The sequence below is a fragment of the Streptomyces sp. CA-106110 genome, from assembly GCF_050936285.1.
Taxonomy (GTDB): domain Bacteria; phylum Actinomycetota; class Actinomycetes; order Streptomycetales; family Streptomycetaceae; genus Streptomyces.
Window position 1 is genome coordinate 5483353 of sequence record NZ_JBNJNB010000001.1, and the last position, 16707, is coordinate 5500059.

The following is a 16707-nucleotide window of genomic DNA, read 5'->3' on the forward strand; positions in this document are numbered from 1 at the left end:
GTTCAGGCCACCACGGCAGCCGCGTCGAACAGCCGCTTCGTCATGCCGATGCGCTCGTAGGCGGCGAGGGCAGGCATGTTGCCCGCGTCCACCATGAGGGCCGCGCGGCCGTGCTCCCGGACAAGGGCGTCGACCACGAACCGGCACACGGCGGTGCCGAGGCCGCGCCCCCGGGCCTCGGGGGCGGTGACCACTCCGGCGACGAAGCCGCACCCGGCGGCGGACCAGGCGTCGGCGGCGACGGCGAGCAGCCCGCTCCCGCCGTGCACTCCGGCCCAGCGACTCACCCCCGAGCGTCCCGGCCGGGCGTGGGACCGGGGGGAACCAGCGCTCGAAGAGGGGTTCCGACATCCGCTCCTCGGCCGCGTCCAGCCACCGCACTCCAAAGACGCCGGACGCGCCAGACGGGGCCGCGGTCTCCGTCCGGGGCGGGCGGCCCGGGGCCGCGGTCTCCATCCAGTAGAAGGGTTCGGTCGAGGCGAGCCCGGGGATCCGCCGCGCGAGAGCGGCGATCAGGCCGGCGTCCCCGAAGGGCCGGTAGCCGGGCCCCAGCTCGGCGAGCAGATCGCGTACGAGACGAACGGCGTCGTCGGCGTCCCCAGAGAGGGCGATCCGGTCCCGTCCGGAGAGCCCCGGCGCGGCGACGGCGAGGGCGGAACCGCACCGCCGCACCAGGTCGGGCCGGCCCTGTGCGGCCCACACGAGGTGCGTGGCGACGTCCCCCGCCCGCCCTGTCACTGGCGCCCCGCTCGCCCGCCACCGCCGATCGTGAACCCGATGACCGATCCTCCGCCCGGACGCCGGTACGCGAACGCCGCTCCCCCGTGCGACGTGGCCACGTCCTGCACGATCGAGAGGCCGAGCCCCGAGCCGGGCAGGCTCCTGGCGTCGGCGGCACGGTAGAAGCGGTCGAAGATGCGCATGAGGTCGCTCTCCTCGACGCCGGGTCCGCGGTCGAGCACCTCCACGCGCACGCTGCCCAGCGGCAGGCCGGTTCGCGGTGCGTCGGAGTCCTCCAGCTGGAACGGGTGCTCGGGACCTGTGACGACGATCTCGATCGGCGACGTGCCGTCACGGTCGAACTTGGCCGCGTTCTCCAGCAGGTTGGACACCGCGCGCTGCAACGCCGAGACCCGTCCATCGACCGTCGTGTCACCGGTGACACGGACGACGATCTCGCGGCCCGTGCGGCGGCGCACGATCGTCGCCGCGTCCTCGGCGATGTCGGCGAGCCTCACCCGCTGCAACGGCTCCGTGTCCGACTGCCCGGCCGCCAGATCGACCAGCTCGTTGACCAGGTCGGTGAGTTCACGGGACTCCTGGGCGAGGTCGGCGACCAGTTCCTCGCGTGCGGCGGGCGGCAGTTCGTCGATGCGGCGCAGCAGCGAGATGTTCGTCCGCAGGGACGTCAGCGGCGTACGCAGTTCATGGCCCGCGTCCTGCACCAGGCGCCGCTGGTCCTCCTCGGACTGGGCCAGGCGCCCCAGCATACGGTCGAAGGAGCGCCCGAGGCGGCCGACCTCGTCGTTCCCGGTGACCGGGACCTGGATGCCGACCCTGCGGGTGCGCGCCACGTCCTCGGCGGCACCGGCGAGCCGCACCAGTCGCCCAGTGATGCGCCGCGCCAGCCACCAGCCGAACAGCCCGGCCGCTATCACCACCGCGCCCATCAGCAGGGCCGTCCGCTGCTGCAGGCTGCGCAGCAGGTCCTCGGTGCTGCTGAGCTCCTGGGCGACCTGCACGGCGCCCTGACCGTGCCCGAGCGCGACGGTCGCGACCCGGTAGACATCGCCGTCGACGTCGACGCTCTTGTGCTCCAGGAGCCTGGCCGCGGTGCCGCTCTCGGCGATCCTGCGGTCGTCGCCGCCCACGGGCAGCGCCGGATTGGAGTGGTCGACGACCGCGCCGCCCGGGCCGAGCACCTGCACGACCGTGCGGCTGGGCCGGATGATGTCGTCGCGCGGGGTGTCGTGGTCCTTGTCGGAGATGGCGAAGTCGTCCGGCATGAGCTGCTTCTGGCGGACCTGGTCCCGCAGGTCGGCGACGACCTGGGCGAAGACGGTCTGCTGGTCGACGCGGACCAGCCGGGCCGCGGCGTCGTAGCTCAGAAAGCCGACGAGGACGGTGACGCCGGCGGCCACCGCCGCGAACGACACCGTGAAGGTGGTCCGCAGCGAGGAGATCCGCCGCAGCCTGGACCGCAGCCGCAGCCGGCGGCGCAGCCCTCTCGGCAGCCTCCGCCACAGCCGCATTCCCACTCCGGCGTCCGCCTCGGCGCCGGAATCCACTGGTGGAGGCACTAGTCCTCCCTCAGCACATACCCCACGCCGCGCACCGTGTGGATGAGCGCCGGGGCCCCCGGCTCGTCCAGCTTGCGTCGTAGATAGCCCACATAGACGGCGAGGTTCTTGGATCCGGGGCCGAAGTCGTAGCCCCAGATGCGGTCGTAGATGGTGGCGTGGTCGAGGACGATGCCCGCGTTGCGGGCCAGCAGCTCCAGCAGATCGAACTCGGTCCTCGTGAGCTCCAGCTCGCGCGCGCCGCGCCAGGCGCGGCGCGCCTGTACATCCATGCGCAGCCCGGCGACGGACACCTGGCCGGTCGGGATCTTCTCCTCCTCCTTCGGCAGCTCGGGAGCGGAGCCGTTGGTGCGCCGCAGCAGGGCCCGCAGCCGGGCGAAGACCTCCTCGACGTCGAACGGTTTGACGACGTAGTCGTCGGCGCCCGCGTCCAGGCCGGCGATTCGGTCGGCGGTCTCCACCAGTGCGGTGAGCATCAGGATCGGGGTGCGGTCGCCCTCGGCGCGCAGCACCCGGCACACCTGCAGGCCGTCGATGCCGGGCATCATCACATCGAGAACGAGCACGTCGGGCTGGGTGCGGTGGGCCTGTGCGAGGGCCTCGACCCCGTCAGCCACAGCGGTCACCCGGTAGCCCTCCAGTGTCAGTGCTCGTTCCAGGGCATGGCGGATGGCACGGTCGTCCTCGGCGAGCAGCACTGTCTGGGTCACCCCACCAGTCTGCCAAGGTCACAGTGGTGCACCACCGGCTGAGCCGGACGGGGGGCGGGCTTCTTACCCGCCTCTCACCGCTGCGCGCGCGGTGACTTACCTGGTCGGGCCAGTGTGTTGGGTACGTCACGTCGGCGCGTTCCCCGAGTGGGTGCGCCGGGGCGGAGCCATGGAGGCGGGCCGGGACGAAGCGGTCGAAGGCACCGGCCGACAAGTTGGGGCTCGTCGCCGGGTGGTACCGACCGCCCTCCGGTCCCGCCGTATCTCCGCCGTCGCGACGGACGAACACCTGAAGACGACGACACCGAAGCCGTGGAACGGCGAACGGGTCCGCGCGGCGCGCACGCCGCCGGACCCGCCGCCCGAGAGGTTCGCCCGGCCCGCCATCCCAGGGCGCGCCAGGTGAGGAGACCCGCCCGGCCGGGCCCGGAGCCCCCCGGTCGGGGACCGGCCGGTGCGGCCAGGGGTGGGCCGAACGCAGGACGGCGGCGGCCCACCCCGACCCATGTCCGACGACAGGTCATCGCGAACCGCCGCCCGGCGCCGCGCCCGGACGGGACCGGGCGGCGCCTAGTTCCGCAGCGCGGCGAGCTGCTCCTCGAAGGGGATCACCCGGAAGCCGTGCGCGTGCGTCGCGCCGGCCTCCGCCGCGGACGTGCGGTCCCCGTCCGTGCCGCTCGCCCGGTCGCCCGCGGCCGGCCCGGGCAGGGGCACGACGGGAGCGGCCACCGGATGAGCGGGCTCCGGCACGGACCAGGCGCGTTCCGCTCCGGTGCCGGTCTGCCGAAGGGACCCCGCGGCCATCAGACCGGCCAGCTCCTGCGCCGCCCGGTCGATCCGCTCGGCGAGACCCTCGGCGCCCCAGTCCTCCGACGCCGTGTAGACCCCGGTCGGGACGACCACGGCCCGCAGGTAGGTGAAGAGCGGGCGCAGGGCGTAGTCCAGGACGAGGGAGTGCCGGGCGGTGCCACCGGTCGCCGCGATCAGGACCGGCTTGCCCACCAGGGCGTCCTTGTCCAGCACGTCGAAGAACGACTTGAACAGGCCGCTGTACGACGCGGAGAACACCGGCGTGACGACGATCAGTCCGTCGGCCTGCGTCACCGCGTCGAGCGCCTCCTCGAGCGCACGCCCGGGGAAGCCGTTGGTGAAGTTGTGCGCGATCTCCACGGCGAGGTCGCGCAGTTCGACGACCCGGAGGTCGGCGGGGGTGCGCCGGTCCACGGCGGCGGCCAGCCGGTCGGCGAGCAGCCGGGTGGAGGACGGGACGCTCAGCCCCGCCGAGACGACGACGAGTTTCATACGGCGGTCACCTCCTCAGCCCCTTCCGGGGCCTGCTCGGACTGCTTGGCGGCGAGCAGCGACTGGTGCGTCGGCGCGTCCGGCACGTTCGCCGGACGGTCCTTCGCGAACTCCTTGCGCAGCACCGGCACGACCTCCTCGCCGAGCATGTCGAGCTGCTCGAGGACGGTCTTCAGCGGCAGCCCCGCGTGGTCCATCAGGAACAGCTGGCGCTGGTAGTCGCCGGCGTAGTCGCGGAAGGACAGCGTCTTCTCGATGACCTGCTGCGGGGAGCCGACGGTCAGCGGGGTCTGGTCGGTGAAGTCCTCCAGGGACGGGCCGTGCCCGTACACCGGCGCGTTGTCGAAGTACGGCCGGAACTCGCGTACCGCGTCCTGGGAGTTCTTCCGCATGAACACCTGTCCGCCCAGGCCGACGATCGCCTGCTCGGGCGTGCCGTGCCCGTAGTGCGCGTAGCGCTCCCGGTACAGCTCGACCATCCGCTTGGTGTGGTCGGCGGGCCAGAAGATGTTGTTGTGGAAGAAGCCGTCACCGTAGTAGGCGGCCTGCTCGGCGATCTCCGGCGAGCGGATGGAGCCGTGCCAGACGAACGGCGGCACGTCGTCCAGCGGGCGCGGCGTGGAGGTGAAGCTCTGCAACGGGGTGCGGAAGCGGCCTTCCCAGTCCACCACGTCCTCGCGCCACAGCCGGTGCAGCAGCGCGTAGTTCTCGATGGCAAGGTTGATGCCCTGGCGGATGTCCTGCCCGAACCAGGGGTAGACCGGGCCGGTGTTGCCGCGCCCCATCATCACGTCCACCCGGCCGTCCGCGAGCTGCTGGAGCATCGCGAAGTCCTCGGCGATCTTCACCGGGTCGTTGGTGGTGATGAGGGTGGTGGAGGTGGACAGGACCAGCCTCTCCGTCTTGGCCGCTATGTAGCCGAGCATCGTGGTCGGCGACGACGGCACGAAGGGCGGGTTGTGGTGCTCACCCGTCGCGAAGACGTCGAGGCCGACCTCCTCGGCCTTGAGCGCGATGGCGACCATGGCCTTGATCCGCTCGCGCTCGGTCGGCGTCCGTCCCGTCGTCGGGTCCATGGTGACGTCTCCGACGCTGAAGATCCCGAACTGCATGCCCGCTCACACCCTCCAGGTTGTTTACGATTCAACTATACTCGCAGAACGAAGCGGCCCGTCCGTGTATTCCGCCCGCTGACAGTGCTCGATGTCACTGCCCGCTCGTAGGATCCGGGCATGGCCGCCCCTCGCCGTGACACACGAGGCATCGTCGACGCCGCGGAGCTCTTCTCGCGCGTGGCCTTCCGGCGCTTCGAACCGGCCGAGCCCCTGCGCCCGTATCTCGAGCACTACTGGCTGATCGACTGGGACCTCCCGGAGCCGTACGCGTCCCATGTCGTACCGCACCCGTCGGTGAACGTGGTCTTCCAGCAGTACGGCGACCAGGCCCCGTGGGGCGAGGTGGCGGGCATCGGGCTGGAGCTGTTCACGCAGAAGCTCCAGGGCCGGGGCCGGGTGTGCGGGATCCAGTTCCGCCCCGGCGGCTTCCGCCCCTTCGCGCCCGGCCGTCCGGTGGCGGACTGGACCGGCCGCCGCGTTCCGGTGGCCGACGTCCTCCCCGGCGCCGACCCCGTGAGCATCGTCACTCCCGGCGACGCGCACGAGCGCGTGGCGGCCCTGGACGCCTTCCTGCTGGGGCTCGGCCCGCACCCGGACCCGCAGGCCGACCTGGCGATGACCCTCGTCGACCGCATCCGCACCGACCGCACGATCCGTCGCGTCGCCGACTTCGCACGGACGGAGGGCGTGTCCGTACGGGTCCTGCAGCGCCTCTTCGCGGCCTATGTGGGCGTGGGTCCCAAGTGGGTCGTCCTGCGCTACCGCATCCATGAGGCCCTGGAGCGCGCGGAGACCGAGCGGGCGGTGGACTGGGCGGGTCTGGCGGCCGAGCTCGGCTACGCGGACCAGGCCCATCTGGTCAGGGACTTCACGGCGACGGTGGGGGTGCCGCCGACGGCATACGTGCAGCACCGCGCCCCGTGAGGGACGCGGTACCGGATCTCTGAGCGGCTTCGCCGCGCGGGCGCGACCGGCCGCACCGCACCCGCTCTAGGGAACGAGCACGACCCGTCCCCGCACCCCGCCCTCGGCCAGCCACGCATGCGCCTTGGCGGCGTCTGCCAGCGAGAACGTCGCGGCCAGCCGCAGCGTCAGCGCTCCTTCCTCGACCAGCCCGACCAGCTCCGCGAGCCGGGCCCCGTCGGCACCCACCTGGATGGCGGCCGTCTCGATGCCTCGCACGGGACCCGGCTGCGCATGCGGAATGACCCCCATGTACGCCCCGCCGTCCCGCACCCACTCCAGCGCCGTCTCCCCGAGAACCGCCGCGTCCAACACCGCGTCGAAGCTCCCCGCGTCGGCGCCCCCGGTCACCAGCCGTCCCGCCCCCAGCGACCGTACGAACCGCTCGTCGCTCTCACGGGCGAGCGCGGTCACCTCGATCCCCCGGCGGACGGCGAGCTGGACGGCGTACCCGCCGACCGCGCCCGCGGCACCGGTCACCAGCAGCGACCGTCCCGGGCCGAGATCCAGCAGGTCCAGCGCCTGAGCGGCGGTCAGCGCGTTCAGCGGCAGCGTCGCGGCGAGCACGGAGTCCACCGTCGCCGGGGCCTTCGCCACCGCGTCCGCGTCCACGACGACGTAGTCCGCGTGCGTGCCCAGCGGCTTCACCATCCCGTACTGGAGGGCCACCACCTCGTCACCGACGTTCCAGGCCGTGCCCTCGCCCGTCGCGTCGACGGTCCCGGCGACATCCCAGCCGAGGCCGATCCGTCCATCGGCAGGGCCGAAGATCCCGGCGCGCACCCCGGCGTCCACCGGGTTCAGCGCGGCCGCCGCGACCTTGATCCGCACCTGACGCGCGGCCGGCTCCGGCGTCTCCACCTCCACGATCTCCACGGCCTCGGGCCCGCCGAACGTCGTCACCACAGCAGCACGCATGACTGTTCTCCAGGATTACGTAGGGGATATGCGCAGAAAGTTCCGGTATCTACGCTGCTGTCACAACCCTAGGAACAGCTACTATCTGAAAGAAAGTAGGCACCTGAAGGTGCGTACCTCACCAGGAGGTGCACGCATGGCCACCATGACCGCGGCGCAGCGGCGCGAGCAGGCGCGGATCGAGTACGACGCGTTCATCAAGAGCTGCCCGACGCACCAGCTCCTCGGCAACATCAGCGACAAGTGGGTCGGCCTGGTCGTCAGCGCGCTGTCCGCCGGTTCGATGCGCTACAGCGACCTGGGCCGCAAGATCGCGGGGGTGAGCCCCAAGATGCTGACGCAGACGCTGCGTTCGCTGGAGCGCGACGGCATCGTGAGCCGGACCGTCACCCCGTCCGTGCCGGTGCGCGTGGACTACGAACTCACCCCGCTCGGCCGCAGCCTCAGCGACCTGCTGTCCGCCGTGAAGGGCTGGGCGGAGGCCCATATCGAGGAGGTCCACGAGGCGCGGGAGCTGTACGACGAGGGGAGCCGGGCGGGCTCCTGACCGCTCAGAAGGCGTACCGGTCCCCCGTGCCCAGCGCCACAACCTGCTGGCGGCCGCTGCTCGGGTCGCGGTCCACCGCGCCGCCGCACCACACGGAGTCGATGTCCAGCCGCACCTCGTCGGTCGTGGCGTCCGCGAGGCGCAACCGCAGATGGATCTCCTTGCCCTCGCCGTTCGCGGCGATCGCCCCCGTGCGGCACAGCACCGTGCTCGCGTCGTACCGGGCGCAGCCCTCGGCCAGCTGCTGCTGGTCCGTCAGCGGCTTGGACCAGTGGAGCCGCACGGTGGCGTCCTCGATGCTGGAGGCCCCGCGGTTCGTCGGGGTCAGGCGCACATTGACCTCGCCGAGGCCCATGTCCACATACCCGTGATAGGTGAGGCCGGCCTCGGCACCCACGGCCGCGGCGGGAACGGCCGCACCCACCACCACGGCCGCGCCCAGCGCGCCGGACATCCACTTCCTCATCGTCGGTTCCTCCGCATCGGCCCGGACATCACCGCATGTATCCCACTTGTGCGGCACGGCAGGCGCCGCCGGGCAGGTGACCCGCGCGCGGCCGGACGAGACGGGGCCTCGATCCGGGTGCCGGGCGCCTCGTGCGAAGGTGGCGGCATGCTCATCCTCAGGTCCGCCGCCCTGTTCGTCGTGGCCGCTTTCTTCGAGATCGGCGGCGCCTGGCTCGTGTGGCAGGGCGTGCGCGAACATCGCGGCTGGGTGTGGATCGGCGCGGGTGTCATGGCCCTCGGTGTCTACGGTTTCGTCGCCACCTTCCAGCCGGACGCCCACTTCGGCCGCATCCTCGCCGCGTACGGCGGAATCTTCGTGGCCGGCTCCCTGGCCTGGGGCATGGTCGCGGACGGCTACCGGCCGGACCGCTGGGATGTGACCGGCGCCCTGATCTGCCTCGCCGGGATGGCAGTGATCATGTGGGCGCCGCGAGGCCACTGACCCCCGTGCGGCAGCCGGCCGGCCACCACTTGGGCACTCCCGTCGGCCGCCCGGCCCCGCCACCTATCCTGGGCGGAGGTGGCCCGTACGACCGTACGCGCGACCGCCGGACCGAGCCCGCAGCCCGAGGAGCCGCCCCATGACCGCCGCCGCACCTGCCGCCGCCTCCCGCATCGCCGTCATCACCGGGGCGAGCAGCGGCATCGGGGCCGCGACGGCCCGGCAGCTCGCCGAGGCGGGCTACCGCGTCGTCGTCACCGCCCGGCGCAAGGACCGCATCGAGGCGCTCGCGGAGGAGCTCACCGCGGCCGGCCACTCGGCGACGGCGTACGCGCTGGACGTCACGGACCGTGCGGCGGTCGACGAGTTCGCGACGGCCTTCAGGACGATCGGCGTCCTGGTGAACAACGCGGGCGGCGCGCTCGGCGCCGACCCGGTCGCCACCGGCGACCCCGAGGACTGGCGCCGGATGTACGAGACGAACGTGCTCGGCACCCTGAACGTCACCCAGGCCCTGCTCCCCGCGCTGACGGCGAGCGGCGACGGCACGGTGGTGGTCCTGTCCTCCACCGCCGGCCACGGCACGTACGAGGGCGGCGCCGGTTATGTCGCCGCCAAGCACGCCGAGCACGTCCTCGCCGAGACCCTCCGGCTGGAGATCGTGGGCACCCCGGTCCGGGTGATCGAGGTCGCGCCCGGCATGGTGCGGACGGAGGAGTTCGCGCTGACCCGCTTCGGCGGCGACACGGAGAAGGCGGCGAAGGTGTACCAGGGCGTCGCCGAGCCGCTCACCGCAGACGACGTGGCCGACACGATCACCTGGGCGATCACCCGCCCCAGCCACGTCAACGTCGACCTCCTGGTGGTCCGCCCGCGTGCCCAGGCGTCGAACACCAAGGTCCACCGGGAGCTGTGATGCCCGAACCGGCGCCGGCCGACGAACCCGCGGGCACCGGGGACGAGGAACGCCTGTCCCTGGAGAAGAAACGCCAGCGCTTTGTCTGGTACTACCTCGCGTACTTCCTCTTCGGTATCCACATCGTGGCGTTCGTGATGATCTACGCGGTGAGGCACGCGAAGTGAATCCACGGGCGGACGGCCGCGGGGGCCGGCGTGAGCAAGGCCCCCGGCATCCGCCGGGGGCCCCGTGCGTCAGCACCTCGCCGCGTCAGCCCTTCACGCAGACGACCTGCTTCAGCTTCGCCACGACCTGCACCAGGTCGCTCTGCTGCTCGATGACCTGCTCGATGGGCTTGTAGGCGCCGGGGATCTCGTCCACGACTCCGGAGTCCTTGCGGCACTCCACGCCCCGCGTCTGCTCCTCCAGGTCCTGCGCCGTGAAGCGGCGCTTGGCCGCGTTGCGGCTCATGCGCCGACCCGCGCCGTGCGACGCCGAGTTGAACGACTTCTCGTTGCCGAGGCCCTTCACGATGTAGGAGCCCGTGCCCATCGACCCCGGGATGATCCCGAAGTCACCGGAGCCCGCCCGGATCGCGCCCTTGCGGGTCACGAGCAGGTCCATGCCCTCGTACCGCTCCTCCGCCACGTAGTTGTGGTGGCAGGAGATCTCCTGCTCGAAGGTCGGCTTCGCCTTCTTGAACTCCTTGCGGACCACGTCCTTCAGGAGCGCCATCATCAGCGAGCGGTTGTACTTCGCGTACTCCTGCGCCCAGTACAGGTCGTTGCGGTACGCCGCCATCTGCGGGGTGTCCGCCACGAAGACGGCGAGGTCGCGGTCGACGAGGTCCTGGTTGTGCGGGAGCTTCTGGGCCACGCCGATGTGGTGCTCGGCCAGTTCCTTGCCGATGTTGCGGGAACCAGAGTGGAGCATCAGCCACACGGCACCGGTCGTGTCCGTGCACACCTCGACGAAGTGGTTGCCCGAACCGAGCGTGCCCATCTGCTTGGTGGCGCGCTCCTCGCGGAACTTCACCGCCTCGGCGACGCCGCCGAACCGGCCCCAGAAATCGTCCCACCCGGAGGTGGCCATACCGTGGAACCGCCCGGGGTCGACGGGCTCGTCGTGCATCCCCCGGCCGACCGGGATCGCCTGCTCGATCTTCGAGCGCAGCCGCGACAGGTCGCCCGGAAGGTCGTTCGCCGTCAGGGACGTCTTCACCGCCGACATCCCGCAGCCGATGTCCACGCCCACCGCCGCCGGACACACCGCGTCCCGCATGGCGATGACCGAGCCGACCGTCGCGCCCTTGCCGTAATGGACGTCCGGCATGACCGCGAGGCCCTTGATCCACGGCAGCGTCGCCACGTTCTGCAGCTGCTGCATCGCGGCGCCCTCGACCGTCGCGGGGTCCGTCCACAGCCGGATCGGGACCTGGGCCCCCGGCACTTCTACGTACGACATTTCTTCCCCATCCCCCCGGAAACGTGTCACAAGTCGTTAATCGCAAAACCGGCGCCACGGTCGACGTAAGGGACAACGGACCGGCGTCCACGGCCGTGCGTGCGATAGACATTGTCTCCAGGGGCCCGCCTCACGCGGCAACCGAATAACCAGCGGACACAGGCCCCGTGGAACCGTCGAGAGGAGCCTCACCGTGCAGCGGAAGGCGTACGTACCGGGCGCCGTCGTACTCCTCGCGGCTCTGCTGGCCGCCTGCACCGGCAGTTCCGGCAGCGGCGGCGCGGCGGAGGACTCCAAGGCCGGCAGCGCCACCACGAGCGCTCCGGCCGCCCAGCCCGGCAAGTACCGCACGCTCTCCGACGCCTGCGGCGCGGTGAGCCACGACACCCTCGACTCGCTGCTGCCCGGCATCAAGCAGATAGCGGACCAGGAGCAGCGCGACAGGGCCTACGCGGGCGAGGCCGCGGCCACCTACAACAACGACCGGCGCTCCGGCTGCCGCTGGAAGGCCGAGTCGCCCGGCGCCACGGACCACCTGTTCGTCGACCTCGAGCGCGTGGTGTCGTACGACAACACGGTCTCCGACGACAGCCGGGCCCAAGAGGTGTACGCCACCAAGGAGAAGGCCGCGAACCTTCCCGAGCCGCCTTCAGCTTCCGCGACCGGCGCGTCCTCCGCGGCCAGTGGCACCGCGACGGCGAGCGCGCCCCCCTCGCCCTCCGCGTCGGCTTCCGCCTCGACTTCCGGCTCGGCCTCCGCCTCGGACTCAGCGAACCCGTCCGCCACCGAGACCCCGACCGGCCTGGAGCCGCGCACGCTCGACGGCCTCGGCGACGAGGCGTTCCTCGACGACCAGCTGAGCACCGCCGAGCAGCGCACCGTGACTGTGGTGTTCCGCACGTCCAACGTGATCGTGACCATCGAGTACGACGAGCAGCCGGCCACCACCACACAGGCCCCCGACAGCAAGGACATGCAGGACAAGGCCAGGAAACTGGCTCAGCAGCTGGCCGGTTCGCTCGGCTGACGAACCCCCGGGCCGGCCCCGTGAAGGATGCCGAACCTCGCACCGCATGTGTTCCCACCGCGTACCGTGGCCCCTCGGACCCGATCCGACCGCACGATCCACGAGCGTCATGAGTGAAGGAACCATGCACCGACCTGCACAGCGAGACCAGCGAGATCAGCACGATCAGGGCAAGGGCCGGCCGAACCGCCGGGGCCCCCGCCTTCGCCGACTCCTCGTCTGCGCGGCCGCCGTTCCGGCGGTGCTCGTCGCCGCCGGCTGCTCCTCCTCGGACTCCGGTTCCGCCTCCGGCGGCGACGCCAAGCAGCAGACCTCGAGCGCGCGGCCCTCGCAGAGCGCCTCGGCGAACGCCGTCCAGCCGGCCGCGTACTCCACGCTGCCCGAGCCCTGCGGCGTCCTGTCCCAGAAGACCCTGGGCGATTTGGTACCCAAGGGGGCCAAGTCCGGCAAGAAGGGCACGACGGACGACTCGGCGTCGCGTTCCAGCTGCTCCTGGAGCAGCCTGGAGAACAACGGCGTCAAGGGCTCCCAGTTCCGCTGGCTCAACGTCTCCCTGCTGCGCTTCGAGTCCAACGCCACGCGCGGCGAGGGCGACAAGCTCGCCAAGGACTACTTCACCAAGCAGGTGCACGACGCCCAGTCCGTCGAAGGCGCGAAGAACACCAAGGCGCAGCCGGTCGCCGGGGTGGGCGACGAGACCACCGCGGTGCGCTACGACCTCAAGAAGAAGGAAGGATCCTTCAAACAGCAGACGGTCGTGGCGCGCGTGGAGAACGTCGTCGTCACCCTCGACTACAACGGAGCGGGCCTGGCGGGCGACAAGACGCCGGACGCCGACGACCTGGCGAAGGCGGCCGAGAACGCGGCCAAGGAGGCCGTGGCCGCGGTGACGGCGGCTAACAAGGACGGCAGCAAGGCGGGCACCTCCCCGTCGCAGGGAGCGTCCAAGAGCGCCTCCCCGTCGGCTTCGGCCGCCACGAAGGGCTGACCGGATCGTTAAGTACGAACTCGTCTGCCGCTGAATCCTTGGCGCCACCAGGACAGTTGCCGGAGCCCGGTCCCGCGCGGACCGGGCTCGTCCCACTCCGGTCACCCGTCGGCCCCGCGCGTGTGCCACCCTGTTGCGCGCAACCACACGCTATGGGAGGGGAGTACAGGTGGCCGCGCCACTGCAGCTGACACGGACACACCGGATTCTCGTCGGCGTGGTCGTCTCCGGTGCCGTCATCATCGCCGGGATCGGCTTCGCGGGTTCGTACGCGGCCGTCCGCGCGCTGGCCCTCAAGAAGGGGTTCGGGGACTTCAGTTATGTGTTCCCGATCGGCATCGACGCGGGTATCTGCGTCCTGCTGGCGCTGGATCTGCTGCTGACCTGGATCCGCATACCCTTCCCCCTCCTGCGCCAGACGGCGTGGCTGCTGACGGCGGCGACGATCGCGTTCAACGGCGCGGCGGCCTGGCCGGACCCGCTGGGCGTGGGCATGCACGCGGTCATCCCGGTGCTGTTCGTGGTCGCCGTGGAGGCGGCCCGCCACGCCATCGGCCGGATCGCGGACATCACTGCGGACAAGCACATGGAGGGCGTCCGCATGACCCGCTGGCTGCTCTCCCCCATACCCACCTTCCTGCTCTGGCGCCGCATGAAGCTGTGGGAGCTGCGCTCCTACGACCAGGTCATCAAGCTTGAGCAGGAACGTCTCGTCTATCAGGCCCGCCTGCGTTCCCGTTTCGGCCGCGCCTGGCGCCGCAAGGCCCCGGTGGAGTCGCTGATGCCCCTGAGGCTGGCGAAGTTCGGCGTCCCCCTGGTGGACACCGCCCCGGCCGGCCTGGCGGCGGCCGGCATAGAACCGGCCCTGATACCTCCGGCGCCGCAGCTGGAAGCGGCCGGGGGCACCGGGGCCGCCGCGGCGGCTTCCGTCCCGCAGAAGGCGGCGCCTCCCGCCGGGCAGCGCCCCCGGCTCGAGGCCGATGCGGCCTCAGGGCAGCCGGGCTCCGCACCGGAGGGCGACCAGAGCCCGTGGTTCAACGCCCAGCAGGAGATCCAGTACCAGGGCACCTACGACCCGACGTACCAGCCGGAGCCTTCCTACGATCCCGAGGAAGACCAGTGGCAGTGGTACGAGAACCAGCAGTCTGAGCAGTACCAGGCCCAGAACGCGCAGCAGTACCAGGGCGCCGGCCCGGAGCAGTTCCAGGTCCCGAATCCGCGGCAGTACCAGGGCCCCGCCCCGGAGCAGTACCAGGCCCCGAACCCGGAGCAGCCCGAGGAGTCCTCCGGTGAGGAGACGGGCAGCTTCCCCATCCCGGCGGGCCCGAACCGCACCCGCCAGCTCGGCGAAGGCGGCGGCACGGAACCCGACGAGGAGGGCTACTACTCGGTCTTCCGCCAGTCCATCAACGGCAGTCTGCCCACGCCGCGCGAGTTCGGTGACAGCGTCGAGGCCACGTACGGCATCTCCCTCACCGACGCCGCCGCCAAGCGCATGGTGAACCGCTTCTCCAACCGCTTCAACGCGGAGCTGGAAGAGGACCACATCGCCTGACCCGGCGGCATCGCACAGCGTGAAGACGCGGAGGGGCGCCCGGTGTTCACCGGGCGCCCCTCCGCGTACCTGGGACTACGCGCCGAGCAGCGTGCGCACCCGGTCCTGCCCCACCGCGAGCAGCAGGGTGGGCAGCCGCGGACCGGTGTCACGGCCGACGAGCAGGTGGTACAGGAGCGCGAAGAACGACCGCTGGGCGGTCTTGATCTCCGGCGGCAGCTCCTTGGGGGTGGCGTCGGGCGAGAACCCGGCCTGCACCTTGGGCACGCCGTACACGAGGTGGGTGAGCCCGTCCAGCGACCAGTGCTCCTCCAGGCCGTCGAGCAGCAGCCGCAGCGACTGCTGCGACTGCTCGTCGAGGGACTTCAGCAGGTCGGCGTCCGGCTCGCCGCGGACGATGGTGCGCTGGTCCTCGGGCACCTGCGTGTTGATCCAGGCCTCGGCCTTGTCGTACCGCGGCCGGACCACGTCGAGCGAGGTCAGCGGGTTGGCCGGGTCGAGGTCGGACAGGATGCGCAGTGCCTGGTCCTGGTGGCCGGCGGTGATGTCGGCGACGGACGCCAGCGTGCGGTAGGGCAGCGGGCGCAGGGTGGCGGGCAGCGGGCCTGCGGCCGTGCCGGTCGCCCGCATGTACCCGGCGACGTCGCCGGGCAGCGCCGAGTCGTCGGCGACCTTGCCGACCAGCTTGTCCCACTCGTCGTAGAGCCGCTGGATCTCCTGGTCGAAGGCGATCTTGAAGGACTGGTTGGGCCTGCGGCGGGCGTAGAGCCAGCGCAGCAGCTGCGGTTCCATGATCTGCAGCGCGTCGGCCGGGGTCGGGACCCCGCCCTTGCTGCTGGACATCTTGGCCATGCCGCTGATGCCCACGAAGGCGTACATGGGACCAATGGGCTGCTTGCCGCCGAAGATCCCGACAATCTGCCCGCCGACCTGGAAGCTGGAGCCCGGGGAGGAGTGGTCGACACCGGAGGGCTCGAAGACGACGCCCTCGTAGGCCCACCGCATCGGCCAGTCGACCTTCCAGACCAGCTTGCCGCGGTTGAACTCGCTCAGCCGCACCGTCTCGGCGAACCCGCAGGCCGAGCAGGTGTACGTCAACTCGGTGGTGTCGTCGTCGTACGCCGTCACGGTGGTGAAGTCCTTGCCGCACCGGCCGCAGTAGGGCTTGTACGGGAAGTACCCGGCGGAGCCGGAGCTGCCGTCGTCCTCGGCGGCGGCGCCGGAGCCCTCCTCGGCCTCCAGCTCGGCCTCGTCGACGGGCTTCTGCTGCTGCTTCTTCGCGGCGGCCTTCGGCTTGGTCCGGTACTGGGCGAGCACCGCGTCGATCTCCGCCCGGTGCTTCATCGCGAACAGGACCTGCTCGCGGTAGGTGCCCGAGGTGTACTGCTCCGTCTGGCTGATCCCGTCGTACTCGACGCCCAGCTCCGCCAGCGACTCGACCATCGCGGCCTTGAAGTGCTCGGCCCAGTTCGGGTGAGCGGAGCCCTTCGGGGCGGGCACGGAGGTCAACGGCTTGCCGATGTGCTCGGCCCAGGAGTCGTCCACGCCCGGTACGCCGAACGGGACCTTCCGGTACCGGTCGTAGTCATCCCAGGACAGCACGTGGCGCACCGTGTACCCGCGCCGCCGGAGCTCGTCGGCGACGAGGTGCGGCGTCATGACCTCCCGGAGATTGCCCAGGTGGATGGGGCCCGAAGGCGACAACCCGGACGCGACGACGACCGGTTTGCCCGGGGCCCGACGCTCCGACTCCTCGATGACCTCATCCGCGAAACGGGAGACCCAGTCGGTGGTCTCGGTGCTCTGAGCCACGATCGGCACGTCCTTCTTTCTCGAAGCAGCCGGCACGGTCAGACGGCTGACCACTCCATTGTCCCAGGCAGGGCCACATCCGCGAAAACGCCTTTTCACGCCCGTGCCGCACCCTCAGGGACGAGGGGACGCGGGCCGCAGTTCAGTCGGCGAACGAAA

At 71.4% G+C, this 16707-nt stretch carries 17 protein-coding genes; 8 read left to right on the forward strand and 9 right to left on the reverse strand.

All coding sequences use genetic code 11. The annotated features are described in order from the left end of the window. Window positions 1–2 precede the first annotated feature (2 nt). The 5 genes from ACQEXA_RS25220 to ACQEXA_RS25240 all read right to left on the reverse strand — a co-directional run bounded on the left by ACQEXA_RS25220 (window position 3) and on the right by ACQEXA_RS25240 (window position 5424). Window positions 3–287 (reverse strand): GNAT family N-acetyltransferase, encoded by a 285-nt coding sequence (locus tag ACQEXA_RS25220; RefSeq protein ID WP_432931110.1) that lies wholly within the window; start codon window positions 285–287, stop codon window positions 3–5. A 447-nt stretch (window positions 288–734) separates the two neighbouring features. Continuing rightward, window positions 735–2252, reverse strand: coding sequence for a HAMP domain-containing sensor histidine kinase (locus ACQEXA_RS25225; protein WP_432939408.1), 1518 nt, complete (start codon window positions 2250–2252; stop codon window positions 735–737). Between the two features lie 47 nt (window positions 2253–2299). Further along, entirely contained in the window at window positions 2300–3010 is a 711-nt protein-coding gene (locus tag ACQEXA_RS25230; RefSeq protein WP_432931108.1) for a response regulator transcription factor, read from the reverse strand. 570 nt (window positions 3011–3580) lie between these two features. Further along, the gene (locus ACQEXA_RS25235; protein WP_432931105.1) at window positions 3581–4312 is read right to left on the reverse strand and encodes an FMN reductase; all 732 of its coding nucleotides are present in this window, start codon (window positions 4310–4312) and stop codon (window positions 3581–3583) included. Continuing rightward, window positions 4309–5424: an LLM class flavin-dependent oxidoreductase gene (locus ACQEXA_RS25240; RefSeq protein ID WP_432931103.1), complete on the reverse strand. Its 1116-nt coding sequence runs from the start codon at window positions 5422–5424 to the stop codon at window positions 4309–4311. Before ACQEXA_RS25240 ends, ACQEXA_RS25235 begins: the two co-directional genes overlap by 4 nt. A gap of 120 nt (window positions 5425–5544) precedes the next feature. Here ACQEXA_RS25240 and ACQEXA_RS25245 point away from each other — a divergent pair, with 120 nt between their 5' ends. Beyond that, a complete protein-coding gene (locus ACQEXA_RS25245) occupies window positions 5545–6351 on the forward strand; it encodes a DUF6597 domain-containing transcriptional factor (protein ID WP_432931101.1) in 807 nt (268 codons plus the stop codon). Between the two features lie 66 nt (window positions 6352–6417). Here ACQEXA_RS25245 and ACQEXA_RS25250 read toward each other — a convergent pair whose 3' ends face one another. Continuing rightward, window positions 6418–7308, reverse strand: coding sequence for an NADP-dependent oxidoreductase (locus tag ACQEXA_RS25250; RefSeq protein ID WP_432931100.1), 891 nt, complete (start codon window positions 7306–7308; stop codon window positions 6418–6420). A 136-nt stretch (window positions 7309–7444) separates the two neighbouring features. On the opposite strand from ACQEXA_RS25250, the gene ACQEXA_RS25255 reads away from it, so the two are divergent. Then, window positions 7445–7855: a winged helix-turn-helix transcriptional regulator gene (locus ACQEXA_RS25255; protein ID WP_432931098.1), complete on the forward strand. Its 411-nt coding sequence runs from the start codon at window positions 7445–7447 to the stop codon at window positions 7853–7855. Between the two features lie 4 nt (window positions 7856–7859). Here the strand turns inward: ACQEXA_RS25255 and ACQEXA_RS25260 are convergent, their stop codons facing one another. Further along, entirely contained in the window at window positions 7860–8321 is a 462-nt protein-coding gene (locus tag ACQEXA_RS25260) for a hypothetical protein (protein ID WP_432931096.1), read from the reverse strand. Between the two features lie 147 nt (window positions 8322–8468). Here ACQEXA_RS25260 and ACQEXA_RS25265 point away from each other — a divergent pair, with 147 nt between their 5' ends. The 3 genes from ACQEXA_RS25265 (at window position 8469) to ACQEXA_RS25275 (ending at window position 9887) form a co-directional block, all read left to right on the forward strand. Beyond that, window positions 8469–8804, forward strand: a complete 336-nt coding sequence (locus ACQEXA_RS25265; protein ID WP_432931094.1) for a YnfA family protein — start codon at window positions 8469–8471, stop codon at window positions 8802–8804. 139 nt (window positions 8805–8943) lie between these two features. Continuing rightward, a complete protein-coding gene (locus ACQEXA_RS25270) occupies window positions 8944–9720 on the forward strand; it encodes an SDR family NAD(P)-dependent oxidoreductase (protein ID WP_432931092.1) in 777 nt (258 codons plus the stop codon). Further along, a complete protein-coding gene (locus ACQEXA_RS25275) occupies window positions 9720–9887 on the forward strand; it encodes a hypothetical protein (RefSeq protein ID WP_359405345.1) in 168 nt (55 codons plus the stop codon). Before ACQEXA_RS25270 ends, ACQEXA_RS25275 begins: the two co-directional genes overlap by 1 nt. Before the next feature lie 85 nt (window positions 9888–9972). On the opposite strand, the gene ACQEXA_RS25280 is transcribed toward ACQEXA_RS25275, so the two are convergent. Next, entirely contained in the window at window positions 9973–11166 is a 1194-nt protein-coding gene (locus ACQEXA_RS25280; RefSeq protein WP_432931090.1) for an RtcB family protein, read from the reverse strand. Window positions 11167–11359: 193 nt separating this feature from the next. On the opposite strand from ACQEXA_RS25280, the gene ACQEXA_RS25285 reads away from it, so the two are divergent. From ACQEXA_RS25285 to ACQEXA_RS25295, 3 genes are all read left to right on the forward strand, one after another. Then, a complete protein-coding gene (locus tag ACQEXA_RS25285) occupies window positions 11360–12193 on the forward strand; it encodes a DUF3558 domain-containing protein (protein WP_433131092.1) in 834 nt (277 codons plus the stop codon). 124 nt (window positions 12194–12317) lie between these two features. After that, window positions 12318–13181, forward strand: coding sequence for a DUF3558 family protein (locus ACQEXA_RS25290; protein ID WP_433131094.1), 864 nt, complete (start codon window positions 12318–12320; stop codon window positions 13179–13181). 169 nt (window positions 13182–13350) lie between these two features. After that, window positions 13351–14736, forward strand: coding sequence for a DUF2637 domain-containing protein (locus ACQEXA_RS25295; RefSeq protein WP_432931084.1), 1386 nt, complete (start codon window positions 13351–13353; stop codon window positions 14734–14736). 75 nt (window positions 14737–14811) lie between these two features. Here the strand turns inward: ACQEXA_RS25295 and lysS are convergent, their stop codons facing one another. Continuing rightward, window positions 14812–16557, reverse strand: a complete 1746-nt coding sequence (lysS, locus tag ACQEXA_RS25300; RefSeq protein WP_432931082.1) for a lysine--tRNA ligase — start codon at window positions 16555–16557, stop codon at window positions 14812–14814. Between the last annotated feature and the right edge of the window lie 150 nt (window positions 16558–16707).

What these genes read in the sequence shown, in the direction of transcription:
- ACQEXA_RS25225 (WP_432939408.1), bottom strand. Translation starts at nt 2,252, where the DNA reads ATGCGGCTGTGGCGGAGGCTGCCGAGAGGGCTGCGCCGCCGGCTGCGG.
- ACQEXA_RS25235 (WP_432931105.1), bottom strand. Translation starts at nt 4,312, where the DNA reads ATGAAACTCGTCGTCGTCTCGGCGGGGCTGAGCGTCCCGTCCTCCACC.
- ACQEXA_RS25240 (WP_432931103.1), bottom strand. Translation starts at nt 5,424, where the DNA reads ATGCAGTTCGGGATCTTCAGCGTCGGAGACGTCACCATGGACCCGACG.
- ACQEXA_RS25245 (WP_432931101.1), top strand. Translation starts at nt 5,545, where the DNA reads ATGGCCGCCCCTCGCCGTGACACACGAGGCATCGTCGACGCCGCGGAG.
- ACQEXA_RS25250 (WP_432931100.1), bottom strand. Translation starts at nt 7,308, where the DNA reads ATGCGTGCTGCTGTGGTGACGACGTTCGGCGGGCCCGAGGCCGTGGAG.
- ACQEXA_RS25255 (WP_432931098.1), top strand. Translation starts at nt 7,445, where the DNA reads ATGGCCACCATGACCGCGGCGCAGCGGCGCGAGCAGGCGCGGATCGAG.
- ACQEXA_RS25260 (WP_432931096.1), bottom strand. Translation starts at nt 8,321, where the DNA reads ATGAGGAAGTGGATGTCCGGCGCGCTGGGCGCGGCCGTGGTGGTGGGT.
- ACQEXA_RS25265 (WP_432931094.1), top strand. Translation starts at nt 8,469, where the DNA reads ATGCTCATCCTCAGGTCCGCCGCCCTGTTCGTCGTGGCCGCTTTCTTC.
- ACQEXA_RS25270 (WP_432931092.1), top strand. Translation starts at nt 8,944, where the DNA reads ATGACCGCCGCCGCACCTGCCGCCGCCTCCCGCATCGCCGTCATCACC.
- ACQEXA_RS25275 (WP_359405345.1), top strand. Translation starts at nt 9,720, where the DNA reads ATGCCCGAACCGGCGCCGGCCGACGAACCCGCGGGCACCGGGGACGAG.
- ACQEXA_RS25280 (WP_432931090.1), bottom strand. Translation starts at nt 11,166, where the DNA reads ATGTCGTACGTAGAAGTGCCGGGGGCCCAGGTCCCGATCCGGCTGTGG.
- ACQEXA_RS25290 (WP_433131094.1), top strand. Translation starts at nt 12,318, where the DNA reads ATGCACCGACCTGCACAGCGAGACCAGCGAGATCAGCACGATCAGGGC.